This window comes from Draconibacterium sediminis (assembly GCF_000949475.1).
Lineage (GTDB): Bacteria > Bacteroidota > Bacteroidia > Bacteroidales > Prolixibacteraceae > Draconibacterium > Draconibacterium sediminis.
In genome coordinates, this window is sequence record NZ_JRHC01000003.1 from 136,369 (window position 1) to 161,679 (window position 25,311).

General features: G+C 41.0%; 25 protein-coding genes. 8 read left to right on the plus strand and 17 right to left on the minus strand.

Annotation, left to right across the window (positions count from 1 at the left end; genetic code table 11):
- Positions 1-22 precede the first annotated feature (22 nt).
- Both LH29_RS13055 and LH29_RS23860 read right to left on the minus strand, forming a co-directional pair.
- Positions 23-631 (minus strand): hypothetical protein, encoded by a 609-nt coding sequence (locus LH29_RS13055; RefSeq protein WP_045030527.1) that lies wholly within the window; start codon positions 629-631, stop codon positions 23-25.
- Between the two features lie 201 nt (positions 632-832).
- Positions 833-1,945, minus strand: a complete 1,113-nt coding sequence (locus tag LH29_RS23860; RefSeq protein ID WP_082063689.1) for a TlpA disulfide reductase family protein — start codon at positions 1,943-1,945, stop codon at positions 833-835.
- Positions 1,946-2,674: 729 nt separating this feature from the next.
- Here LH29_RS23860 and LH29_RS13065 point away from each other — a divergent pair.
- On the plus strand, positions 2,675-3,580 hold the full coding sequence (locus tag LH29_RS13065; RefSeq protein ID WP_052670909.1) for a phospholipase A: 906 nt from the start codon (positions 2,675-2,677) through the stop codon (positions 3,578-3,580).
- A 252-nt stretch (positions 3,581-3,832) separates the two neighbouring features.
- Here the strand turns inward: LH29_RS13065 and LH29_RS13070 are convergent, their stop codons facing one another.
- From LH29_RS13070 to mnmH, 14 genes are all read right to left on the minus strand, one after another.
- Positions 3,833-4,444, minus strand: coding sequence for a trimeric intracellular cation channel family protein (locus LH29_RS13070; protein ID WP_045030530.1), 612 nt, complete (start codon positions 4,442-4,444; stop codon positions 3,833-3,835).
- A gap of 22 nt (positions 4,445-4,466) precedes the next feature.
- Positions 4,467-5,033 carry a pentapeptide repeat-containing protein gene (locus LH29_RS13075; protein WP_045030532.1) on the minus strand — a complete coding sequence of 189 codons (567 nt, stop codon included), beginning with the start codon at positions 5,031-5,033 and terminating at the stop codon, positions 4,467-4,469.
- 1 nt (position 5,034) lies between these two features.
- Entirely contained in the window at positions 5,035-5,412 is a 378-nt protein-coding gene (locus tag LH29_RS13080) for a VOC family protein (RefSeq protein ID WP_052670911.1), read from the minus strand.
- 1 nt (position 5,413) lies between these two features.
- Entirely contained in the window at positions 5,414-6,472 is a 1,059-nt protein-coding gene (locus LH29_RS13085) for a glycoside hydrolase family 53 protein (RefSeq protein WP_052670914.1), read from the minus strand.
- An 81-nt stretch (positions 6,473-6,553) separates the two neighbouring features.
- The gene (locus LH29_RS13090; RefSeq protein ID WP_045031022.1) at positions 6,554-7,000 is read right to left on the minus strand and encodes a GreA/GreB family elongation factor; all 447 of its coding nucleotides are present in this window, start codon (positions 6,998-7,000) and stop codon (positions 6,554-6,556) included.
- A gap of 60 nt (positions 7,001-7,060) precedes the next feature.
- On the minus strand, positions 7,061-8,191 hold the full coding sequence (locus LH29_RS13095; protein ID WP_045030534.1) for a sensor histidine kinase: 1,131 nt from the start codon (positions 8,189-8,191) through the stop codon (positions 7,061-7,063).
- Between the two features lie 204 nt (positions 8,192-8,395).
- Positions 8,396-8,968: an acetate uptake transporter gene (locus LH29_RS13100; protein ID WP_045030536.1), complete on the minus strand. Its 573-nt coding sequence runs from the start codon at positions 8,966-8,968 to the stop codon at positions 8,396-8,398.
- Between the two features lie 210 nt (positions 8,969-9,178).
- Complete coding sequence (locus tag LH29_RS13105) at positions 9,179-10,618, minus strand: NAD(P)(+) transhydrogenase (Re/Si-specific) subunit beta (protein WP_045030538.1); 1,440 nt, start codon at positions 10,616-10,618, stop codon at positions 9,179-9,181.
- Between the two features lie 6 nt (positions 10,619-10,624).
- On the minus strand, positions 10,625-10,939 hold the full coding sequence (locus tag LH29_RS13110) for an NAD(P) transhydrogenase subunit alpha (protein ID WP_045030539.1): 315 nt from the start codon (positions 10,937-10,939) through the stop codon (positions 10,625-10,627).
- Positions 10,940-10,949: 10 nt separating this feature from the next.
- Positions 10,950-12,080: an NAD(P) transhydrogenase subunit alpha gene (locus tag LH29_RS13115; protein WP_045030540.1), complete on the minus strand. Its 1,131-nt coding sequence runs from the start codon at positions 12,078-12,080 to the stop codon at positions 10,950-10,952.
- Positions 12,081-12,315: 235 nt separating this feature from the next.
- Positions 12,316-12,960: a DUF4395 domain-containing protein gene (locus LH29_RS13120; protein ID WP_045030542.1), complete on the minus strand. Its 645-nt coding sequence runs from the start codon at positions 12,958-12,960 to the stop codon at positions 12,316-12,318.
- Between the two features lie 180 nt (positions 12,961-13,140).
- Positions 13,141-13,386: a VF530 family protein gene (locus LH29_RS13125; protein WP_045030544.1), complete on the minus strand. Its 246-nt coding sequence runs from the start codon at positions 13,384-13,386 to the stop codon at positions 13,141-13,143.
- 85 nt (positions 13,387-13,471) lie between these two features.
- Positions 13,472-14,518: a selenide, water dikinase SelD gene (selD, locus tag LH29_RS13130; RefSeq protein ID WP_045030547.1), complete on the minus strand. Its 1,047-nt coding sequence runs from the start codon at positions 14,516-14,518 to the stop codon at positions 13,472-13,474.
- Positions 14,475-15,533 carry a tRNA 2-selenouridine(34) synthase MnmH gene (gene mnmH, locus LH29_RS13135; protein WP_045030549.1) on the minus strand — a complete coding sequence of 353 codons (1,059 nt, stop codon included), beginning with the start codon at positions 15,531-15,533 and terminating at the stop codon, positions 14,475-14,477. The genes selD and mnmH overlap by 44 nt, the downstream gene beginning before the upstream one ends.
- Positions 15,534-15,857: 324 nt before the next feature.
- Here mnmH and LH29_RS13140 point away from each other — a divergent pair, with 324 nt between their 5' ends.
- Positions 15,858-17,084 carry a transaldolase family protein gene (locus tag LH29_RS13140; RefSeq protein WP_045030551.1) on the plus strand — a complete coding sequence of 409 codons (1,227 nt, stop codon included), beginning with the start codon at positions 15,858-15,860 and terminating at the stop codon, positions 17,082-17,084.
- Between the two features lie 159 nt (positions 17,085-17,243).
- On the opposite strand, the gene LH29_RS13145 is transcribed toward LH29_RS13140, so the two are convergent.
- A complete protein-coding gene (locus LH29_RS13145; protein WP_045030553.1) occupies positions 17,244-18,290 on the minus strand; it encodes a M20 family metallo-hydrolase in 1,047 nt (348 codons plus the stop codon).
- A 163-nt stretch (positions 18,291-18,453) separates the two neighbouring features.
- Between LH29_RS13145 and LH29_RS13150 the strand changes: the two genes are divergently transcribed.
- The 6 genes from LH29_RS13150 (at position 18,454) to LH29_RS13175 (ending at position 25,260) form a co-directional block, all read left to right on the plus strand.
- Entirely contained in the window at positions 18,454-19,698 is a 1,245-nt protein-coding gene (locus LH29_RS13150) for an Lcl C-terminal domain-containing protein (RefSeq protein WP_198152446.1), read from the plus strand.
- A gap of 376 nt (positions 19,699-20,074) precedes the next feature.
- Positions 20,075-21,181: a sensor histidine kinase gene (locus LH29_RS23865; RefSeq protein WP_157493689.1), complete on the plus strand. Its 1,107-nt coding sequence runs from the start codon at positions 20,075-20,077 to the stop codon at positions 21,179-21,181.
- Positions 21,174-21,905 (plus strand): LytR/AlgR family response regulator transcription factor, encoded by a 732-nt coding sequence (locus LH29_RS13160; protein ID WP_045030554.1) that lies wholly within the window; start codon positions 21,174-21,176, stop codon positions 21,903-21,905. The genes LH29_RS23865 and LH29_RS13160 overlap by 8 nt, the downstream gene beginning before the upstream one ends.
- 107 nt (positions 21,906-22,012) lie before the next feature.
- Entirely contained in the window at positions 22,013-23,251 is a 1,239-nt protein-coding gene (locus LH29_RS13165) for a M48 family metallopeptidase (RefSeq protein ID WP_045030556.1), read from the plus strand.
- Between the two features lie 252 nt (positions 23,252-23,503).
- A complete protein-coding gene (locus LH29_RS13170; protein WP_052670918.1) occupies positions 23,504-23,851 on the plus strand; it encodes a DsrE family protein in 348 nt (115 codons plus the stop codon).
- Between the two features lie 161 nt (positions 23,852-24,012).
- Positions 24,013-25,260: a competence/damage-inducible protein A gene (locus tag LH29_RS13175; protein ID WP_045030558.1), complete on the plus strand. Its 1,248-nt coding sequence runs from the start codon at positions 24,013-24,015 to the stop codon at positions 25,258-25,260.
- Positions 25,261-25,311 lie beyond the last annotated feature (51 nt).

A 25,311-nucleotide genomic window follows, 5' to 3' on the forward strand; every position in this document is an offset into this window, starting at 1 on the left:
CGGTTTTAGTATGAGGTTGTTATTAATCAAATTTGGAGTTTTTCCAAACCTTCATTAATTCATTTTTCTCTTTTTCATCAATGTAATTTAGGTTTACTCCAAAATCAAGTCCGTTTATGAATCTTGAATAAAAGTCCTGATAAAGAATGACATTTCCTTTTGGGTCATATATCGTTATATGAAATAAGTCAAACTCTAAATTGTCAATTATTTCTGTTGAGGAAATTGTATCAAATTTAATCCCATTATTTGCATAAGTATTATAGAGCAATTGTTTCACCAATATCTTATTTTCTTCATATTCTCCCTCGTATTCAATCTCACATTTTTCTGAAGTTGCTGAAAAAATATGGAATCTGTCTTTTTGGAAACTTATAAGTTGTTTTAAACCACTAATATCATAGTTAATTCCATTCGCTTCGTTGACTGCTTTAAGTCCTTTGTCTTCTCTTTCTTGAGTTACGTTACGGTTAGTTACGTTCCAACCTTTAGGGATCTCTATTGACCAACCAATTTCTTTACTGTAATATTTGTTTTCTATTACTTTTCCTTCGTCAACTTGTTTATTCGGGTCAGTATTACAAGAAACAAATAAAACTAAACTCAAAATTGTTAAAAAGTAGATTCTCATATTAAGGTTCGTTTTCTCAAATGTGTTACGGTTGGTACATGTTGTCGGGGCGGATTTCGGAGAGCGTCTCTGTCCGCCAGCTGGCGGACACGGAACTGCGAAACGAGAATTGGAGCGAAGCGGAAATCGGCCTAAAGCCAATCCGTAGTTGGCGTACCACCAAACCCGACCTGCAATATGTACCTTGTTACAAACCGTTTTTTAATTTTCAAATATTTGTCCTAATTCATAGTCCGCGTAAGATTCACTACACAGTCTATATTTTATAATTTTTCCGTCAGGATTTACAAGATAATTCTGTGGAATGAATTTTACATCATATCGTAAAAAGGCTTCATTTTTCCATCCCTTTAAATCAGATACATTAATCCAAGAAATTGAATCTTGCCTAATTGCATTTGTCCAGCTATTTTTATCATGGTCTGCTGAAATACCCACGATTTCCAATCCTTTGGGTTTATACTTGCTATAAATCTTTTTAAGCCATTTAAAATCTGCCCTGCACGGACCACAAGATGATGACCAAAAATCAATCAGTACATATTTACCCCTGTAGTCGGAAAGTTTTATTGTATCTCCAGTGGGAGTAACTTGCATAATCTCAGGAGCCAAATCTCCAACCTTTGGCGGTTCCGGTAATTCAATATATTTTTCGATTTCAATTCCCTTTTCAGATTCTCTTAACTCGCTGAACAAGCTATTAAAAGCATATTTAATTTGGTCTTTTTTTAAGTGTCTAAAGGCAAGGTAACTTTCAGAATGAAGGATGTTTAATGCCACGTAAGAATCTGAGTGATTTGAGATGAATCCAACAATGCCATCGCTCAGGTTACTTTTCAATTCTTCAATTAGCAGTGAATCTGCTTTCTGGTCTTCAGGTGACTTAAAATAAAGCTCCTCCTGCATTTTGTTGATTTCTTTTGTTGCATTATCAACCAACTTACTGTAAGCCTCAAATTCATTTTGTGATGTTGACCCTACGATGGTTGAATTTTTTAAGAATTCAAAGTCTCCGTTGATTATAATTTGCCCCGGTTCAAGCCAAACATACTTCATGTCTCTGAAAGGTTGCTTATTTCGTTGATTATGCAATAGAAAATATTGAGGATGAGAAAGTGGAAGAGAGTAGTTAAATTCTCCATTTACAACTTGAATGGAATCTACAAGAATTCTGCTTTCCATATCAACAAGGAACAGCGTGGTCTTGTCAGGTGCATTTTTCAAAGTCCCTGTTAAATTACATTCTCGTTTCTCATCATTACTGCATGAAACGACTAAAAGAATAAGAAGTATTAATGTTAGTTGAACTCTCATAGGTTTTCGTTTAAAATGGATTGTAACGTATGTGTAAGAGTATTACTCTTATATCGCTTATCGCATTAATTTCTTATAAGGTGTTTACCCTTAATGATATATCCATTTGTAATCGTTTATAAATCCGTCAGCTGACGGATAAACGTATACCAATGGCTATTACAATTTTCTTCCGGGGCCTGTCCAACGCAACGAATCTTCTCTCTGTGACCGGGTAAGGAAGCCCTAAAGTAGCAAAGGTTTACATAAAATAAAAGATAACAAGGAAAAAGATTTCAAGGAGAAAGGAGGGAAGAAGTTACAAGCTTCTAGCTTCTAGCCACGAGCTACGAGTTTCGAGTACAATTTTACAATTTATCAGTTTTGCAATATCTGGCAACACAGCCTTTGGATTAAAGCATTTTCGCATTAAAGTATTCATGCATTTTCAAGGGAAAAGGAGGGAAGAAGTTAAAAGCTACAAGCTTCAAGTTTCTAGCTGCGAGCCACGAGTACAATTTTACAATTTATCAGTTTTGCAATTCCAGCAATACAGCCTTTGGATTAAAGCATTAGAGCATTAACTCATTAACTCAATAACTCATTCACTTAATAATCCTTCAATCCTTCAATCCCTCAACCTTTCAGTCCCTCATTCCCCTCCAGCTGTTAAAAGATGTTAGCCAAACTGCCATCGCATGAGGTAAAGCATGCTGTTATTGCCTATCTTCGTAGAGTAAACACCAAATAATGAGAATAAAAATCACGATGCTGCTATTAGGTCTGGTGCTTGCGGGCTACACCTCTTTTGCGCAGGAACTTTTTGGGCAGGCGGAGAACACCCTGGCCGATCACTGGGACCTTGGAGATAATGAAAACGATGATAAAGATTTGTTTGTAATACGCACCTATAAACCGGTTTATGTATTGGTGGCCAAAGTGTCGAACAATGTAAATCGTTTGCCTCACAGCACAAATCCCGCCCGGAATATCGATGAGCCCATTCCGCTGAATAAAACGGAGCAGATGTTTCAGTTAAGCCTGAAAACAAAAGTGTTTAATGATGTATTTGGCGATAAAGTTGGTGGCGATATTTGGGTGGCATACACGCAGGCATCGTTCTGGCAGGTGTTTAACACCGATTTGTCGCGCCCTTTCCGGGAAACAAATTACGAACCTGAAGCTATGTTTATTCTTCCAGTTCATTACCGGCTTTTTGGAATGGATGTTGTTTTTCTGGGATTGGGCTTAAATCATCAGAGCAACGGGCGTGCAAATCCGCTGTCACGCAGCTGGAACCGCATTGTTGCGCAGGTGGCGCTGGAGGGGAAAAATACATCGATAGTGTTTAAACCCTGGTGGCGTTTGCCCGAATCGGATGAAGATGATGATAATCCCGGAATTGAAAATTACCTGGGGCGCAGCGAGCTGCTGTTTACGTGGGGAAAAGGAATTCATGCCGTTAATTGCACCGCCCGTCACAGTTTACGTTTTGGCGAAAATAACCGAGGTAGCATCCGGCTGGCTTATTCCATAAAAATTATTGATAATCTGAAATTCCATGCGCAGGTGTTTTCGGGTTATGGCGAAAGCATGATCGATTATAACCACCGGCAAACAGTTGTTGGTTTTGGTTTGTCGCTGGTGGAGTGGTAGGGAGGCATGTAAAAGAAAGAAGTTTAAAGGCAAAAGGCAAAAGGCAAAAGTAGCTTCTAGCCACTAGATACGAGTTGCGAGTAGAATTTAACAATTTATCAGTTTGGCAATTCCAGGAATACATCCTCTGGATTAAAGCATTTGTGCATTAAAGCATTCAGGCATTCAGGCATTCAGGCAATCAGAGCGTTTAACCACAAAATTCCTCCTCATTCACTCAATAACTCATTCACTACTTAGTCCCTCAGTCCCTCAATCCTTATGCGTCAGCCGGGGCAGGGCAATGTTAAAACGAATGGCCAGGATACGGATGGCAATAATGGAAGATACGGTTGCTGTTTCGCAGATTACTTCTGAAACGCCCAGTCGGCTCAGCAAGAGGTACACCAGTGCTCCGGCAATACAGGCGGTGGCATAAATCTCGCGGTGAAAGATCAGAGGTACTTCGTTACAAAGGATATCACGAATAACGCCTCCTACAACCGCTGACGACAGGCCCATCAGCACGGCCATCGACGGATCAATATTAAAAAGCAAAGCCTTTTTTAATCCCAGCAGGGTAAATGTGGCAATTCCTATGGTATCGAAAAGAAAAAGGGTACGTTTGAGTTTCATTACCTGCCTGCGGAAAATAATGGTTACCACAACCGCAGCAATAATCATCCAGAAATAGTTGTTGTTTTGCATCCACGCCACCGGCGTATCGCCCAGCACAATGTCGCGCATGGTACCACCGCCAATAGCAGTAACAAAACCAATTACGGTAGCCCCAAAAAAGTCGAGGCGCTTGTCGGCAGCTGTCAGCGTGCCGCTTATGGCAAAAACAAATGTCCCGATGTAGTCAAACCAAAGTAAAAGTTCCATACTGCAAAACAACAAAAAATATTTAATCCACCTTAATGTTATACTTACCGAGCAATCCGGGAAGCATGTCGAGCGAAAAATGAGCTCCGGCCAGTTGGTTTTGTTCCGGATTGAGATCCAGGTTGATGGAGTTGCGCAGATCGGCTTTTTGCAGATTGGTACGGCTAAAAACTGCTCCGGCCAGGTCGCATTCCGAGAAGATGGCTTTGGAGAGATCGGATTCGCTAAAATCAACCTCGTGCATAGTGCAGCGGTTAAAGCGGGTGCCTTTTATTTTTAACTGGTAAAACGATGCATAATTAAGCATACATCCGTTAAAACTAAATTCGAGTAGAAATGGGTTGCACTCGTCGAATTGTAACCCGATGAGTTTGCAGTTTTTAAAGCTCACATTTTTAAAGGCGGTATTGGTAATTTTTGTGTTGCTGAAATCGCAGTTCTCAAAACTGCAGTCTTCAAAGCTGTAACTGCTAAGGTCGGCAGATGAAAAAATACAATTGATAAAATTACAGCTTTCGTAATCGGCCTGTTCCAATCCTTTATCGGAGTAATCTATGTTTTTAAAAACTTTGTCGGTAATGTATGTCATCTTATTTCTTCTCAAATTCAATTAATTCAACTGGTGCTCCGTTGTGTTCAATCATAGCCACGCGAATTCCTTCCATAGGGGGATTTGGAGGGGTAATTACCTTTAAGTTTCGGGTGGTCAGCTCACAGTCAAGGTTCTCGACCTCAAAAGCCAGATGAGGTACTTTTTGAATAAGCGGATGAATAGGACTGTCTTTCTCAAAACGCATCCATTCAACACCAAAAGGGCTTGTAGGGAAACCTGAATGGAAAAACTTAAACTGAGGCAGGTATTTCTCTCCGGGCATTTTTTCGTTGGTAGGAATACCTAAATGATGGTATTTCCAGCCCCACTCAACAAGCGCCTGTGGCAATTCGTGTTCTTTTCTTAGCATATTCATTTTAGTGTCTTGTGAATCGGTCGAATACTTCAATTACAGGTTGTACATTTCCTTCGGCATCGAAAAAAGTGCGGTAGCCAAAACCTTTGTTTTCCACGGCAGGTTCCCACCAGAAAACACCAACTCCCAAACCATTTGGCACATTTAATACCACACGGTTCACTTCCTCCAAAAACTGGCGCTGTCCCTCGGGCGACTCGGCAAAAGGTGCCGGTTTATCAATGTATTCGGCCGGTGCAAAATTGTAGGCGGCTTCCACCACAATTATTTCTTTTTGATAGGCACGGGCCATAAAGTTCAGTGTTTCGCGCAAATCGAGAATTGAGCCGTGCCACCAGGGGTAATACGATTGTCCCATAACATCAAAATCCACTCCGTACGAAAGGAGCTTATCGAACCAGTATTTAGTGAATTCCTTATCGCCGCCTTTGTCGATGTGGATCATGATTTGCGGGCAGGGATTGTTGCCGCAACTGGCATAAACCCCATTAATTCCGGCTTGAATCAATTCTGCCAGGTTATCCCAGTTGTCGGGCAGTTTGCCGTCGGGCCATAACATGCCATTGCTTATTTCGTTTCCCACCTGCACCATTTCGGGGAAAACACCGGCTTTGCGAAAGGCGATCATGGTTTGACGGGTGTATTCGTAAACCGAGTCAACCAAAGTTTCGTGCGAAAGTCCTTCCCATGCTTTTGGGATAAACTGTTTTGCGGGATCGGCCCAGGTATCGGAATAATGGTAATCGAGCAGAAATTTGAAGCCATGCTCTTTCGCCATTTGCGCAGTAGCAATGGTGTATTCCAGGTTATTAGGAAGTCGGGTGGGTGTGTGAAACAGCCTCAGACGTATCCAGTTGTACCCGTGGTTTTTGAATATCTCAATACCTTTTTTTGCTTCACCGTTTTCCTTAAACTTAAAACCATTGTCTTCGGCTTGTTTTAAAAACGACAGGTCGGCACCAACGGCGTATTCCTGTGCATTTATCGATAATGAACTTAAAATAAGCAGCAGAAACAGAAATGTAATCGTTTTAAAATGGTGAGGTGTATTAGTTTGCATGGCAAGGTGTTTTTATGATTTTGTATGCCTAAAGTTAGATGAAATTTTGAAAGGTTGACGAAGTTCAGCTTATGATTTGCTTTAATCGATAGCCATAATCTCAATGGTTCTCCCCATAAAACTCACCTTATCGCCAACGCTTTTGTTTTGCAGCGCTTTACCAATTGGCGAGGCCAGTGATATGCAAAAACAGTTTTTGCCATCCACTTCAATTTTACCAAGGGCTGTAGCTATAAAATACAGGTTTTTGCCATCTGAAACCAGGCTGCCAAATTCCACTTTGTCGAACTTTTTTTTCAGATCGATATTTTCCAGTTCAGCTTTAAGCCTTTCGGTTTTGTGCAGTTGAACACGGTTTTTCTCTACTTCCTGCTGCATTAAAGTGCGACCGGTTTCGTATTTGTCGCCCACGCTGCTTTTTGTTTCGCTGTCGCGCGATTCTTTAGCCAAGGCAATAGCCATTTGTGCCGATTCAATCCGTTCATCGATCAGCGCCATAATTTTTAAAAAGAGCTTTTCTTTGGTCATTTCGTAATAAAACAACCAAAGATATAAAGCTCAAGTGTTATAAAAAGTCTTTGTGAGTAACTATTTAGGAAGTTGAATATAAAATGTTGTTCCACTTTCTTCGCAGCTGGTAAAACCAACTTTGCCATTCAGGTATTTTTCGCCCAAAAGTTTCATGCTGTAAGTGCCCAATCCGCGGCCTTGTCCTTTGGTAGAGAAAAAACGTTTGAATAGTTGATCTTTTACTTTGTTGGGGACAACACTGTTATTGTGTACAGAAAGTTCGATGCTGTTTTCATTTTCTTTGCAGCACAGCGTTATGGTATCGTGCGGTACATTCATTTCAATGGCATTCTTGATCATATTTCCAAGAATACGCCGTACCAATACAAGATCGGTTGTAAGTGTGCACTCGGTTGAATCCATGCTGAGTTGAATAGGTTTACCGTTATTCAATTCATGTTTTGCATAGGTTTTTTGCAAATCAGTAAGAAGGGTGTTACTGCTCACTTCTCTGAGCTGCAATTGAAGTTCACCTCTTTCTGCTGCGCTTAATTCGCGTTGCGCCTGTATTTCCTCAATAAGGTTTTGCGAAGCGTCTTCAATTGTTTGGGCAATGTCTTTTAATTGTTCAGGATCATCAATTTCTTTAAGAATAGAAGATAGGCCGGAAATGGCTCCTGCGCTGTTTAACAAATCGTGGATAAATACCCGTTCCAGCGATTTTCTTCTTTTATCGGCGCTTATATCGTTAACCGAGAATATTGTTAATTTTTCTCCGTCGAGATCTAAAGGATTTGCTGTTACCTCCAGATCCAAAGCATCGTTATGAATGGTGAGTATCTGACATTCTTTTGTTGAACGTTTTCCTTTTTGCGACTCCAAAATTGCATTTACTGCTCCGCATGATTTGCAGGCATCGGTAGTTCCACATCCTGTTAACGAATTGAATGCATTGGCACAATTGAAAGTTTCTCCCGGGCGTTTCCCAATAAGTGGATCATGATTAAGCTGTTTACAAAAATCCTTGTAACTATTGTTGGCATAAACTACCTGGCGGTGTTTGTTTAAAATAATCACCATTTGTGAGATCGACTCCACAAAATTCACCAGTTGTTTATTTTCAAGGATTGTTTTGAATTGGCTCTCAAGCTGCCCGTTTGTATAACGCATTGCCGGAGCATAGCTTGTTAAGGTTTGTTCTTCAAGCATGTGTACGTCCTTTTGATAAATGGTTTGCACAACAAATGTATCAAAAGTGTTGAATAAATAAAAGCTTAAGGGTGCTAATTCGCTAATTAATAGAGATTTTAAACAATTTTTTCATGCTGATTAGTAGTAAAGAGGTAGTTGTGAAGCACAAAAAAGGGTCAAAACCGTTCAGTCTGACCCTTTAAATATCTTATCACTTAGATTTTAGTTTGCTTTTTTAGCCCATGCAGCACCAAATGGAAGTACTGTTTTTCCTGCCAGGTCGTTGATGATAATGGCAGCCATCATATACCAGGCCGACAAAGCACATAAAATAAGCTCGTAGCCGGCAACTACATTCATTTTTGGGTATCCAAAATGACCGATAATCAATAGAATAAAACCCAGTTCGAGTAAAATAAATGTAATGGTCATTGCTTTGTGCACATAAAACGATGCTGCAAGCATAATACAAGTGTACAGCGCCCAGGCTACCAAAAACCAGCCCACATCGGTATGCGAGGCGTTGTAAACGTTAAAATGGTTCAGTAACCATATAATTCCCAGGCCAATCCAAAACGAACCGTAAGCAACAAAGGCACTGAATCCGAAATTATTACCAACTTTTTGCTCCATAAATCCGGCAATCATTTGTGCCAGACCGCCAAAAACCAAACCCATAGCCAGTACAGGACCAATGCCCAATAAACCGATGTTGTGAATTTGCAGTAAAAGGGTAGTTAATCCGAAACCGGCCAGACCAACAACTGCCGGATTTCCAATTTTTTGAGTACTCATTCTTAAATATTTAAATAATTGAAATTTTTAAGCCTGCGAAAATAGGATTTCAGTTAGAAGAACTAACTCTTATTTGGTTTCAGATTAACGGTTTAATATTTAATTGATTTAAGACTGCCGGGCAAGGAACAAGTTTCAGGCGCAAAAAAATGCCACTTCGATTTCGAAGTGGCATTTTCTATTTTGTTCAAAGCTTAAAGCATTTTGTGTTTACATGCTCTTAATCTCGCTTACCAGGCTGGTAATCGATTTCTTGGCATCGCCAAACAACATACGTGTTTTGTCGTTAAAGAACAGGAAGTTCTCGATACCGGCATAACCTTTCCCCATACCACGTTTCATGATAATGATATTTTTAGCCAGATGTGCATCGATGATCGGCATTCCGTAAATCGGGCTGCTCGGATCGTCGTAAGCCGCAGGGTTTACCACATCATTGGCACCAATCACAATTGCCACATCAACGTTAGGCATATCCGGGTTAATGTTGTCCATTTCTACCAACTGCTCGTACGGCACATCAGCCTCTGCCAACAGAACATTCATGTGTCCCGGCATACGTCCTGCCACCGGGTGAATAGCATATTTTACATCCACGCCTTTACTTTCCAGCAGTGAATCCAGTTCGTGGGCAATGTGTTGAGCTTGTGCTACAGCCAGTCCGTAACCAGGAATAACAACCACTTTTTGCGAGTAACTTAAAAGAACTGCAGCATCGCTCAAAGTAATTTCCTTTATGTTTCCCTGTTCCCGATCCAAGGCAGCACCACCGCCACCAAAAGCACCAATAATTACATTGATTAGCGAGCGATTCATTGCCTTACACATCAGCAAGGTCAGAATCATTCCGGCAGCACCTACGAGGATACCACCCAAAATCATTGCCTGGTTGTTATAGATAAAACCGGCCATAGCGGCGGCAATACCTGTAAACGAGTTTAACAGCGAAATTACCACAGGCATATCAGCACCACCGATTGGCATAACGAACATCACACCATAAATCAGTGATAGAGCGGTAAGCCCGTAAATGGCCCACATCATTTCTGACGGTGGATTTGGTGAGATTACAATGAAAACAGCCAAGGCTAGGGTTGATACCATTAAAACCAGGTTTATGTAGGTCATAAATGGTTTCATGATATCGCCCACGCGGCCATCAAGTTTCCCGAATGCGATTAAACTACCACTAAAAGCAACTGCACCGATAATTAATCCAAGCACGGTTACCAAAATTGATTGTATATCGCCGGCCATAGCAGCCGGATATTCCAGCAATGCCACCAACATTGAAGCACCACCACCGGTTGCGTTGTACAACGATACCAATTGTGGCATCGCGGTCATCTTTACCTTTCGGGCAACCATCCAGCCAATGGCAGCACCAACGCCAATGGCGCATAAAATGATCCAAATGTTGGTTATCGAAATTCCTTCGCCAGCACTGTTTTTGTGCAAAAGTAAGGTTGTTATCATGGCCAGTCCCATACCTCCTGCAGCCCAAAGGTTACCTCGGCGGGCCGTTTCGGGGTGCGAAAGCAGTTTCAGACCAAATACAAATAAAAGTGCGGCAATCAGGTAGCTCAGTTCGAGCAAAGTATCGCCAACCGTAAATTCTATTCCGTTTAGTGTTCCTAATACTTTATCCATAACTGCCTACTTTTTTTTCTTTTTAAACATTTCAAGCATCCTGTCGGTAACGGCAAAACCACCCACCACATTTAAGGTTCCAAATATCAGGGCTAAAATACCCAGTACGAGGTCGAGTGAGAATTTTGAAAGGTCGGCATGCCCAACCAGGATGATACCACCAATAATAATTACACCGCTAATTGCATTTGCCCCCGACATAAGCGGAGTGTGCAATACGGCCGGCACATTTGAAATCACTTCAATACCCACAAATATGGATAGAGCAATGATGAAAATGGCTTCTTTGTATTCAAAGAAAAACGTTAAGAATTGTTCCATACCTGTAGATTTATGCGTTTTCGATTATTGATTTTACTCGTTCGTTGTAAAGTTCTTTTGCATGGGTAATGCAGGTTCCTTTTACAATGTCATCTTCAAAATTCAGGTTGAGTTCACCTTCTTCGCCAATCATTAACTTCATGAAGTTCAAAACGTTCTTTCCGAACATGCGACTGGCATCAACCGGTTTTTGCGCCGGATAATTTGATTGCCCGATTATCGAAACGCCTTTGTATTCAACAGTTTCGTCGTTTTTAGTAAGTTCGCAGTTCCCGCCTGTTGAAGCAGCCAGGTCGATAATTACCGATCCCGGTTTCATAGCGTCAACAGCCTCTTTCGGAATCAAAAGCGGTGCTTTGCGCCCGGGAATCTGTGCGGTACAGATCACCACATTAGATTTGGCAGCTACCTCATTGATTCTGTCCTGTTGTTTCTTTTTATATTCTTCGGTTTGTTCAACTGCATATCCACCGGCAGCTTTGTCTTCGGTTGCTCCTTCAACTTCAACAAATTTACCACCAAGGCTCATTACCTCTTCTTTTACCGCCGAGCGTACATCAAATACCTGCACCTGTGCACCCAGTTTACGCGAGGTGGCAATAGCCTGCAAGCCTGCAACACCGGCACCCAGAATAAGCACATTAGCCGGACGAATGGTACCGGCGGCTGTCATAAACATCGGGAAGAAGGTTGGCAGTTTTGCTGCAGCCTCCAGCACCGCCATATAGCCCGAAACCGTTGCCATCGACGACAAAATGTCCATGGCCTGCGCTCGTGTTGTACGCGGAATCAAATCGAGACTAAATGTTGTGATACCCTTATCAAGAAAAGTTTTTACCAGCGTTGTATCCCAAAGCGGGTTGAACGCACTAATCCAAACCTGAGAATCTTTAATTCTCCCGGTGTCACCTTCAGCGGGTGGCTGAATTTGAAGCAGAACTTCGGCTTTGGCAAACACTTCGTCGCGCGAAACTGTTTTTGCTCCAACGGCTTCGTAGTCGGCATCGGATGCAAATGCTTTTTCGCCGGCTCCCTGTTCAACCAATACCTCAACTTTCAGATCGGTAAAAGCTTTCACAGTTTCCGGAAGTAAAGCGACACGTGTTTCTTTACCGTGTTCCTTTAATAATCCAAGAATCATAAATTTTTATTTAGATAGTTATTTTGTAAATCTATAAAATTTTATTTACCGTGTTCGCACACGGAAATGTTTATTATTATGATTTACAACAGTTTTCCGGGTGACACAGTTCACATAATATTTCGGATAATAAAACCACTTGCCGGATGGAGGGGATACAAAAGGCTGAACCGGCTTGTATTTCCGCGTTTCCGTGAAAACCCAAAAAATACAAGAACGGTACAGTTTATTTCGCTTATGAGCTTAACCCAAACAAATCGAAGGGTGGTTTTACAAATTGCTCATTAAATGCAAAATAGGTGAGTGCGATAAAAGCTGCAAATCCTAATACGATAAGTAAATGCGACCAGTTTGTTTTCTGAATCTCGTGGCGTGACTTTATATCGCAAACTTCGCCCGGACAATATTGCACTTTGTCTTTAAAAAATAAAGGATAAAAATTGCAACCGAGGCAAATACCAAATACGGCTTCGAAGAATAAAAATACCAGGCAGATCATGCAGATAATACCGGTTATCGGGCTGTATGAATTTACAATTACGGCCAATACCAACATGGTAAATGCCAGTGCAATTCCTATTTTCCACGCGAATTTCTTTTGGCGTGCCCCAACATATTCCGGAGTTTGGTTGCGTACTATCCAACGCCCAAGTATAAGTGTTGGCGAATATTTCGGGTTAATCAGTACACGAATCAGCATATCGGTAAGGAAAACAACAATGGCATATTTTAAGGGTGTAAAGTTGCCTTCGGTGGCTTGCTGAATGGAAATAAACATCAGCATAAAAAGCATACCTGCTGCGGCACGGATTTCTCTTTCGTTTAAAACCGGGATGGTGTATCCCTGAACGTTTTCTCCAAATTGAACGATCTTACTCATTTTGTTGAATTGATTGGTTAATAGTTGTTTTTAATTTTTATTCGTCGTTGGAATAACGCCAATATAACAAAACGTTTGGTTTAAGGTTTAAACACATGAGCTATTAACATCGTGTTCACCTAAAACTTTAGTAAGAGCAAGATAAATACTTGTTGGGGGCAGATAATTTGTGAAGCTAGCTTAAGCTTTTTTTACCGTTTCAACATAAAGTTGCTCCACCTTTTCGCGGGCCCAGGGTGTTTTGCGTAAAAATTTCAGGCTCGATTTTAAGCTGGGATTATTCCGGAATGAATTGATGTGGATAATATCTCCCAGTTCGTCCCATCCGTAATAACTTACCAGGTACACCAAAATGGCCTCAAGAGTTTTCCCGTGCAGCGGATTGTTTGGTTGTTTTTCCGGTGTTTTATGTGCATTTTTTTCCATAATTGATACTGGATTCTTGATACTGTTAACTGTGACTGATAACTACGACTGGATACTGTGACTGAAAACTGCGACTACCAGAAATTTACACTACCGTTATAAGTTTTTCCTGCTTTTCTGTTAATTGGCCGAATGGTGTAGCTGTGATATTGAATTTAGCCAGGCAGGCTTCCACTTCCGAAAGCGCTTCGGGTTCAACAGCCAGTAACAACCCGCCACTGGTTTGCGGATCGCATAAAATGTTTTTGTAGCTGTCTTCTTTCATCGAAACATTATGCCCGTAACTATCCCAGTTGCGCAAGGTACCTCCCGGAATACAATTTTGTTCCACGTAGGGTTGAAGCATGGGCAATGTCGGAATTTTATCATATTCAATTTGTGCCGAAAGCTTGCTGCCTTCGCACATTTCAGTGAGGTGGCCCAGCAAACCAAACCCGGTAACGTCGGTCATGGCTTTTACACCTTCTATTTTTGCAAGTTCAAAACCGGGTGTATTTAGCTGGCACATCAATTCAGGTGCAGTTTGTTCGTGTTCGCTTGCCAGAACGCCTTTTTTCTGTGCAGTCGTTAAAATACCAACTCCCAGCGGTTTTGTAAGAAGCAACTGACAACCTTTAGTGGCTGTATCGTTTTGTTTTATGTTTTTCAGATCCACCTGTCCGGTAACTGCCAGGCCGAAAATCGGCTCAGGGCTGTCGATACTGTGTCCTCCGGCCAAACTTATTCCCACATCTTTACAAACCTGACGACCGCCTTCAACCACTTCGCGGGCAATTTCAGGGGCCAGTTTGTTTATCGGCCAGCCCAAAATGGCAATGGCCAGTATTGGTTTCCCGCCCATGGCAAATACATCGCTAATGGCGTTGGTGGCAGCTATACGACCGAAAGTAAAGGGATCGTCAACAATGGGCATAAAAAAGTCAGTGGTGCTGATAATGGCTGTACCGTTTCCTAAATCCAAAACGGCCGCATCATCGCGGCTATCGTTGCCCACCAAAAGATTGGGCTGAATTCCCATGTCGAGTTTAGTTTCAAGAATGGTACTTAAAACTTTAGGCGATATTTTGCAGCCGCAACCGGCTCCGTGGCTATACTGTGTGAGCTTTATATTTTTCGTATCTGACAGACTCATAAAAGGCTTTTATTTGTTTGGTAATTATTTCCGGCGAAATGGTATCCGATTCTATAGTGTAAATATCCTGGTGTTCCCTGTTTTTTAATCCTCTCAGGTAGTATTTGTCGTAGTAAATCAGGCATATCATCGCCACTTCAAATAGTTCGTTTTTTTCAAGATGTTCCAGCGCATATCGGGTATTTAAACCTCCCAGTCGCTTTTCTATTCGCAGAATCGAATCTCTCAGCATCGCTTTGTCGGCTTCTGAATAATCCTTAACCAGAAAACGCGCTCTTTCTGCCCGTGAAATATCAAGGAAAATCACCGGTTGGCTTCTCATATTCTCAAAAAAGTTCATGGGGATATTTACCAAACCAATACGATGACTTTCATCTTCAATCCATATGGTTTTGTTGTAATCCAGGTCTTTCCATACCCAAAACAGGTCATTTTCAAATTGCTCGATGGAGGGTTGCTTGCCGTCTCCAATACGGCCAAAAGCCGATCCTTTGTGGTTGGCCAGTCCTTCCAAATCGATAATTTGTTCCCCCTGTTCTTTCAGCGAATATAAAATATGTGTTTTCCCGCTGCCGGTGTATCCTCCCAGAATACAAATATTTGCTTCTGTTTTAAACGACTCCAATGCATGGTTTCGGAAAGTTTTGTAACCACCGGTAATTACATAAACTTTTGAAAAACCGTTCTCTGCAAGGTGTTGGGCAAACGACCTTGAGCGCATTCCACCACGCCAGCAATGTACGGCGATTATACCATCGGGAGCCAGCTTTCTTGATTCCGAAATAAACCATTCCAACTTTGGTGTAACGTATTTGTAACCCAACTCAATGGCTTTCTCTTTTGATCGCTGAACATACACAGTGCCCACAGCGGCACGCTCGTCATTCGAGAACAACGGAATGCTAAATGCTCCCGGTATGTGCCCTTTTTCGTATTCGCCCGGCGAACGAACATCGACAAGCGGAACCGACTCGGCCAGTTTTATATATTCTGAAATACTGATCTCGTGTAACATGGTGACAAAGTTATTTATTCGGGCAATATATCATAAACAGAACGCGCATAATGTTACCCTGATTAATTTATAAAAGTGAATTAATCACCTGAAACGCTGACGAAATAATTGAAATACAATTATTTGACGGGGTTAACCTTGACATTGAAAATCTGAAAGTCACCCTATTTTGTTTTTGTAACATGCAGATTTTCAATCGTCAACACTTCGTGTGAAAAATTTTACCAATTTTTCAGGTTTAAAAGTAGTTAGCAAGTATTGATTTGGCGGGTATAACCCAAAAGTTAAATTAACGTAATGATGGTATAATTACAAAGCTGAATAATGATGAATGAAAAGTTAAAGGAAAAGATCAAACAATTTGTTTTACAAGATGTAAATGAATCGAAAGTGAGTGCCGGCCCGGATCCATTCTGGCAGGGATTAAAAAACACAGGCACAGAACTTTGGCTCGACACCGGCGATATGGAGGAGGCCGAAAAAAACTGGTCGGCCGAAATGACGGCTTTAACCACCAACAACTCGCTGGTAAACAACGAAATTCAGAAAGGTATTTATGACGATTTTATTGAGCAGACCGTTGAAATTGTAAAAGACCTGCCAACAGAGGAGCAAATTGTTGAGATCGCATTTATTTTAAATGCCCGGCACGGTATTCGGCTGGCCAAAAAGTTTGGAGGCTTTGTAAGTGTTGAATTGCACACCAATACGGCCTATAATTTTAATGCCATTATTGATTACGGATTGCGCTACTTTTCCATTTGTCCCGATCAGTTTATTGTAAAGGTACCCTACACGGCAACCGGATTGTTGGGGGCACGAAAACTGCGTGAGCTGGGTGTGAAAATCAATTTTACACTTGAGTTTTCGGCCCGGCAAAATGCGATGGTGGCTGCCATTACCAAACCCAATTATTGCAATGTGTTTTTAGGCCGGATTGGCGCTTACATAAAAGATAACGAGCTGGGAAGCGGCAGCGGGGCAGGTGAGCGGACAGTTATTTCGGCACAGCATATTGTTACCGAACTGACCAAACACAATGAAACACCTACCAAATTGATTGCCGCAAGTTTGCGCCATTATTCGCAGCTGGATGCACTGGCCGGAACCGATGTTTTTACCATGCCCACAAAAGTGGCTGCCGAGGGAAAAATAAACATGGATGGCAACTTTCAATCAAAACTGAACGAAGTTTATCCGGTAGATTTAACCGACGATGCTGCCAGCTATTTCCCTGAAAAATTATGGGAGGTGAGTAAAAAAGAACTAGAGCTTGCAAAAAGTCTGGATGCGAATCTTCCAATAAATGAAAATGAATTGATCGACCGGGTTCACGAAGCGGAATGCGGCGATATGTTTCCATACCTCAGCGAAAAAGATTATAAACTGATTGCTGACGATGGAAAAATACCCAATCATCAGCGTTGGGCACAGCGCCTTGCCAATGGTGAACTGGCTATCGATACTTTACTAAACCTGGCCGGACTGGCAAGTTTTACTGCCGATCAGGCTGCTCTGGACGACCGCATCAGAAGAATAATTGGAGGCTAATTAGTGTTTGCCAGAAAACTCAGCTATTTCTTTGTCTTTGATAAGAACGCGTCAAAGGCAAGGCTTTCGAAGGTTTGGAAATCAGGGAGTTTACTTTCGTAATCGACCGTTTTCAAACCGAGAGTAACGCAGCATTTGGCGTTTTCTTACAAAGACTGATTACAGCTTTAGTTCTTCCAGCAATTCAATGTAGCGTTCAATCCCTGCAATAATTTCGCTTTTGTGAATGTACTCGTCGGCAGTGTGCGAACGTGCCGAATCGCCGGGTCCCATTTTTACAGATAAGAAAGGAATAATGGCCTGGTCGGAAGTTGTTGGTGAACCGTATGTATTTATGCCTTTTTCCTTAACCAGTTTGGCAAATGGGTGATGTGCCGAAATACCCGATGAATTTAAACGAACCGAACGTGGTTTAACTTCCGAATCAATCAGTTGGCTGATAATTTCAGCGGCTTCCTTGTTGGTGTAATGCTCATTGGTACGCACATCAACCACAAAATGGCAATTGTCGGGAACTACGTTGTGTTGCGTGCCGGCCTCAATTTGAGTAACCGATATTTTTACTTTTCCGAGCACTTCAGACACTTTTTCGAACTCGAAATTGCGTAGTTTTAAAATGTCTTCAATAGCCTTGTATAGTGCATTTTCGCCTTCTTCGCGGGCAGCATGGCCCGATTTGCCATGGGCGTAACAATCCAACACCAGCAACCCTTTTTCGGCAATGGCCAGCTCCATTTTTGTGGGCTCTCCAATTATGGCAAAGGTAATCGGCGAAATCTCCGGAATAACAATTTCCATTCCGCGGCGGCCCGAAATTTCCTCTTCGGCAGTTGCCGCATAAACCAGGTTGTAGGGCAGGTCATCGCGTTCGTAAAAATGTACAAAAGTTGCCAGCAGTGAAACCAGCGGGCCGCCGGCGTCGTTGCTTCCTAATCCGTATAAAATATCGCCATCTTCAATGGGCGAAAACGGATCTTTGGTATAGCCCTTCGCCGGACGAACCGTATCGATATGCGAGTCGAGTAAAATCGTAGGCTTTTCTTCCGAATAGTATTTATTGTAGGCCCAGGTGTTGTTCTCCTTTGTTTTATACGGAATACCTTCTTTTTCCAAAAATGCACGCATAACGGCGGCTGCATTTTCCTCCTCTTTACTAAACGACTGCGTAGCGATCAGTGTTTTTAACAGTTCGATGTATTTCTCCATAGTTTACCTATTGTAACGCTGCAAAAGTGGGAAAAAATATCATATCGCAAATATGATTTCATTGATTTACTGAAACGTTGAGAGAAATTACCGTTTCGTTGAATATTTTTTCATTTGAATTTTCTTCCCTTTTCCTTTACAGTGAACATTAAAACAGATTAAAGTGAAAGCCAAGGTTATTTTTGGAATTATGCTCTTACTATCCATTTTTGCATCATGTCAGGAAAACTCACAGGAAACCATTGGTCGGTTAGACCTGGCTGAAATTGCCGGTTTCCCAATTGTTGGAACAAATCAAACTACATCTTTCGATAATTTTGCTGAGATTGAAAAACCTGCAGTTGGTGATCCTTTTTATGGGCAGAACTCCAATTATCCGGGCAATTCTCCATCTTATACCGACAACGGAGACGGAACAGTTACCGATAATGTAAGCGGATTAATGTGGCAACAATCTTTCGATCATAATAATGATGGATCGATTGATTACGAAGACAAACTTTCTTATGATGAGATTCTTGATCTTGTTGATAAAGGTGTTTCTTTTGCCGGGTATGATGACTGGCGTTTGCCTTCTATAAAAGAGATGTATTCTCTTGTTCTCTTTAGTGGCAAAGACATTAGCCCCGTTAGCACATCAACTTTGCATTTAACTCCCTTTATCGACAATGAAACTTATGCTTTTGAGTATGGAGATCTTAACGCTGGAGAACGCCTGATTGATATGCAATGTGCAACAACAACGGTTTATGTTAGTGATGAGGTAAATTACATGGTGTTCGGGGTGAATTTTGCTGATGGCCGGATTAAAGGATATGGAACGGTGTTTCCCGGAGGTAAGAAAAAGGCTTTTAATTATCTTTTGGTACGAGGGAATGTATCGTACGGTATAAATCAATTTCAGGATAACGGTGATGGAACGATTTCTGATTTAGCCACAGGCTTAATGTGGAAACAAGATGATAACGGAGAAGGAATGCTTTGGAAGGATGCTTTGGCATATGCTGAAGGAGCGGTGTTTGCCGGTTATGACGACTGGCGTTTACCCGATGCAAAAGAATTACAAAGTATTGTCGACTATGAACGATCGCCTGCAACAACCGGATCAGCAGCAATAAATCCTGTGTTTAATTGTTCCCGAATCGTTAATGAAGCGGGGCAGGAAGATTTTCCGTGGTATTGGAGCAGCACAACACATGCCAGTCAGATGAGTGGCAAAGCAGCAGTTTATGTGGCTTTTGGCCGAAGTCTGGGAAACATGTGGGGGTGGATCGATATACACGGTGCAGGTGCGCAACGCAGCGATCCGAAAATTGGAGACCCGCAGCAGTTTTCAAACGGACGAGGACCGCAGGGAGATGCAGTTCGAATTTACAATTACGTGAGATTAGTAAGAAACATAAAATGATCATATATGCAGAGTGTTGATAATTACAACCAAGTGGTTTGTTGAGGGAAGATATGGGTTTGTCTTCCCTTTTTCTTTTTAGAAAAGTATATATGCCTGCTGTTTGAATTACACTTGATGATGAAAAGTACAATTCAGTCGGATACGTACCTGATTCGTTGATAGAATTACCCGATTGGTTGAATTTGTTTTTGCTACTTTACTATTATGACTTTGTTTGTAATGCACATTCAAATCATTCCATTTGAAAAACTGAAGATAAGAATAAGGGAATGACTGTACCTTTTCTAGTTACAACCCAAAAAAGACCAATGGAGGACATTCTGTCCTCCTTGTTCTTTTTGCAATTCGTTTTTTTATTTATTTTGTTAAAAAAGTGTTGATTAGAATTACGAAATTAAGAAGTGTTGAACTATTGGTAAATGTCATCGTTTGGATGGTTGTTTTTTTAATGCCGATAGTATTTACCCGCGACGAATCAATCATTTGGCAAAGGGTATGGCTCGAATGGATTCGGGTGGCTCCATTTTTACTTGTTTTTCTGATTCACAATTATTTTCTCTTTCCATATTATTTCAGAAGAAAAAGATATTGGTATTACCTTTTTTTAACGATTGGAACCATTGTATTTATCGTTTACCTTAAATCTATATTCGGACACGTGCTGCACGATCTTGTAGCCGGTCCCGGAGAAGTGAGACAACGTGGAATTCCTGAAATGATTCAGGGAATGCCACCAGCTTCCGAAGGAATGTATTCGAGGAGAATATTTCCTCCACAACGCTTAATGATTCTCGATGATTTACTTATTTGCACATTGGTGGTAGGATTTAATCTGGCAATAAAACTGGCTATCACCAAACAATTTGAGGAACAAAAGTTAAAAGATCTGCGCAAAGAAAAATTGGAAACTGAGTTGGCATTCTTAAGAAATCAGTTAAGCCCGCATTTTTTTATGAATACCCTGAACAACATTCATGCGTTGATTGATGTGGATTCCAACGATGCAAAAAAATCAATAATCCGACTTTCGAAACTAATGCGCTATTTGCTATACGAATCCGATGAAGAGAAAACTTCTTTAAAAAGGGAAATAGAGTTTATTCGAAGTTATGTGGATTTGATGAAACTACGTTTTACAGAACAGGTTAAAATCGAGTTGTCTTTTCCAGAGGATATCCCGAATGTGAAGATTCCTCCTATGCTTTTTACATCGCTGTTGGAGAATGCGTTTAAACATGGAGTTAGCTATCAGAAAGATTCATTTGTGAGAATTGAAATTGATTCGGAAGACTTGTTTTTGATATTCAGAATAAGCAACAGTAAAAACGGCAATGCAAACCTAAAGCAAGAGTATGGAGGCATTGGTCTTGAAAATCTGAAAAAGCGATTAGATCTGATTTATGGAACCAGCTTCAGTATGATAAAGAAAGAAACTGAAAACCGATTTGAGATAAGTATTAAATTACCGGTAAATGAATAAACTAAAGTGTATAGCGATTGACGATGAACCCCTTGCTTTAAAACAAATAATGGCTTATATTGAGGATGTTCCTTACCTCGAGCTGGCAGGGCAGTATACAAGTGCTGTTAAAGCATATGATTTACTTGAAGAAGAGACCATTGATCTGATGTTTGTTGATATAAATATGCCCGATCTTAATGGGCTTGATTTTGTAAAAACTCTAAGCCAAAAACCACTTTTAATTTTCACTACCGCTTACAGCGAATATGCTGTTGAAGGCTTTAAAGTTAATGCCATCGATTATTTGTTAAAACCGTTTTCCTTCGCTGAGTTTTCAGGAGCAGCACAAAAAGCCCTGGCTCAGTTTGAATTAGTAAATGGATATAAAAAGAACGATGAGCAGTTCGCTAGTGATGACGATTATTTGTTTATCAAATCAGAATACAAACTGATACGTATAAATCTGAATGACATACAATACATTGAAGGTATGAAAGAATATGTAAGAATTCATCAGGTTAACCAAAAACCGGTTATGACATTGCTGAGTATGAAAGCTCTTGAAGAAAAGTTACCGGAATCAAAATTTATGAGGATTCATCGTTCATTTATCGTAAATCTTGAAAAAGTTCGTATGGTTGAGCGTTTCCGAATTATTTTCGATGATAAAAAAATAATTCCCGTTTCAGATAATTACAAGGAAAAATTTCAAGACTTTTTAGATCAGAACTTTATGGGTTAAGTTCTTGTTTGCCAGTAATTTTATTACAGGTATTTAGTAAGTAGTACTAAAGTTTTGAACGCTAAAATTACTTCCCGTATATTTGCGCCTCTAAATAGAACAAAGCTATGCACGAAATACTTTTCTGGATCATTATCGGAATTCTTGTTGTTGATTTTATCTTCGAGAAATACCTGTCGTACCTGAATACCACAACCATGAGCGACACCATTCCCGAGGAGGTAAAGGGGATTTACGACGAAGAGAAATACAAAAAACAGCAGGCCTACCAGCGCGAAAATCATCGTTTCGGGATATTAACCAGCAGCTTTAGCATGGTACTTACCTTAGCTATGTTTTTGTTTTATGGTTTTGCATTGGTTGATGGTTGGGCATGGAGTTTTACCGGAAACGCGATTTTGGCAGCGTTAATTTTTTTCGGAATAATCATGTTCGCTTCCGATATTATAAATATCCCGTTTGAAATTTACGACACCTTTAAAATCGAGGAGAAATACGGTTTTAACAAAACCACACCTAAAACATTTGTTTTTGATAAAATTAAAGGCTGGCTGGTAAGTGCACTTATTGGTGGCGGATTGCTGGCACTGATTATTTTTATCTATCAGTTAACCGGTAGCATGTTCTGGATTTACGCCTGGCTTGTGGTTTCGGCTTTTTCCATTTTTATGGCTATGTTTTATTCCAACCTGATTGTGCCATTGTTTAATAAACAAACGCCACTTGAAGAAGGCGAATTACGCGATGCCATCAGCGCTTTTGCACAGAAAGTCGGTTTTAAACTGGATAACATTTTTGTCATCGACGGATCAAAACGATCGACAAAAGCCAATGCTTATTTTACCGGTTTGGGCGCAAAAAAGCGAATCGTTCTTTACGATACTTTGATAAACGACCTGAATACCGAAGAGCTGGTAGCTGTTTTGGCACACGAAATTGGCCACAACAAAAAGAAACACGTAGTACAGGGACTATTGATTGGTTTGGTGCAAACAGCCATTGTTTTGTTTGTTTTTGGTTTGCTGATCGACAGCCCGGTTTTAAGTGCTGCATTGGGTGTTGAAGAACCCAATTTTCATATTGGCATGGTGGCTTTTGGTGTGTTGTATACGCCCATTTCCTTTTTCACCGGCATTTTTATGAATATCCTTTCGCGGAAAAACGAATACCAGGCCGACCGTTTTGCAGCTGAAAATTATAAACCGGAAGCGTTGGCATCGGCATTAAAAAAGTTGTCGATCAATAACCTGAGTAATCTAACGCCACACAAAACCTTTGTATTCTTTCATTACTCGCACCCGACTTTGTTGCAGCGTTTGGCGTTTTTAAAGTCGTTTGAGAAGTAGGACGAAAACTCTCGCAAAGGCGCAAAAGCGCGAAGCGAAATATTCATGTTTTTGACGGAGCTTATTTGGAAAGCCTATTAAGCATTGTTGCATTAAAGCATTTACGCATTTGAAAATTTAACCACAAAGTTGCTCAAAGTCGGCACAAGGTTGCACAAAGAAGAAAAGTCCCGGCCGCAAATTGCAATTCATTCGATTTACTTCATCCAAATAGTTTTTCACTTACTTTAGTGCTAACAAAACAAAACACAAATGAATTCTTTCAAAAATACACTCATTCAAATCACACATAACGGAATGGGATCAGGCAATGAAGAACTGGGGCAACTACTGGTAAAAAACTACCTGACATTACTTTGCGAAGAAGAAGAAGTTCCCAAAGTGATTACCTTTTACAATGAAGGGGTGAAACTTATCTGCTCCGGTTCCGTAGCTCTTGAACCTTTAAAACAGCTCGCGGAAAAAGGAGTAAAACTGGTGGCTTGCAAAACTTGTTTAAACCATTTTCGATTGCTGGAAAAAGTTGAAGTCGGTATAGCCGGAACAATGGTTGACATTATGCATTTTCAGAAAGTGGCGGAAAAGGTTGTGAACCTCTAAATCAATCCTGAATGTTTTAATGCGATAATGCTTAAATGAGAACTCGCGGCTCGAAACTCGGAGCTAGTGGCTTTTTTTACTTTTGCCTTTCTACTTTGTCCTTTTGCCTTTTATAATGTTAAATTTGCTAATCCTAAAACATGTGCAATTAAATTAAAGGAATGAAAGCAGAAATAATTACTATAGGCGATGAAATACTGATCGGACAGATTGTTGATACCAACTCGGCCTGGATGGGCGAGCAGTTTAACCTGAATGGTATTGAAATTTACCAAATAACATCAGTTCACGATGATCACGATCATATTATGCGAGCGATAAAAAGTGCAGAAGAACATGCCGATTTGGTGGTAATTACCGGTGGACTTGGACCCACCAAAGACGATATTACCAAACACACGCTTTGCGAGTATTTCAACACCAAACTTGTTTTTCACGAACCCACTTTAAAAGCAATTTACGAGCGATTCAAATTCCGTGGGATTGATATGAACAAAATGAATCGCGACCAGGCAATGTTGCCCGAATCGTGTACGATTCTACCCAATAAAATGGGAACTGCTCCGGGAATGTGGTTCGAAAAGAACGATACCATTTTTGTGTCGATGCCGGGCGTACCTTTTGAAATGCAATACCTGGTAGAATTTGAATTGTTACCTCGTTTGCGCGAAACCGGACGAACAAAAGCAATTTTTCATAAAACGGTGCTGACACAGGGGGTTCCCGAGTCGATGCTGGCCGAACGAATCGCCGATTGGGAAGATGCTTTGCCAACGCACATTAAACTGGCTTATTTACCCAATCCGATGGCTGTGAGACTGCGGCTTTCCGCAATTGGTTACAATGTGGAGTCTTTAAAAAGCGATGTGGAGAGCGAAATAGAAAAGCTTAAAAACATAATTCCGGAGGCCATTTACGGCTACGATCTTGAAACGATGGCGGAGGTAATTGGCCGTGAATTGGTGCAGCAAAATAAAAAACTGGCTGTTGCCGAAAGTTGCACGGGCGGTTATATTTCGCACCTTATCACTTCTGTTTCCGGTAGTTCTGCCTATTACAACGGTTCGGTTACGTCGTATTCCAACGAAATGAAAGAAAGGTTGCTTGGCGTTAGTCGCGAAAATCTGGAAAAATACGGTGCTGTTAGCGAGCAAGTGGCACGCGAAATGGTTGAAGGCGTAAAACGTGTGATGAATGCCGATTATGCTCTGGCAACCACCGGAATAGCCGGACCAACAGGAGGTACAGAAGAAAAACCAGTTGGAACGGTTTGGATCGCTGTGTCGGGACCGGAGAAAACATTGGTGAAAAAATACACCTTTGTTGGCGATCAGCGCGACCGGAATATTGTACGCTCCGGCCAAACAGCACTGCAATTGCTGCGACGAATGGTGCTTGGTGAGCTTTAATTTTCAGCTTCGGTCTGTCGTCTTCAATCTTCCAACTTTTTAACAACTTCT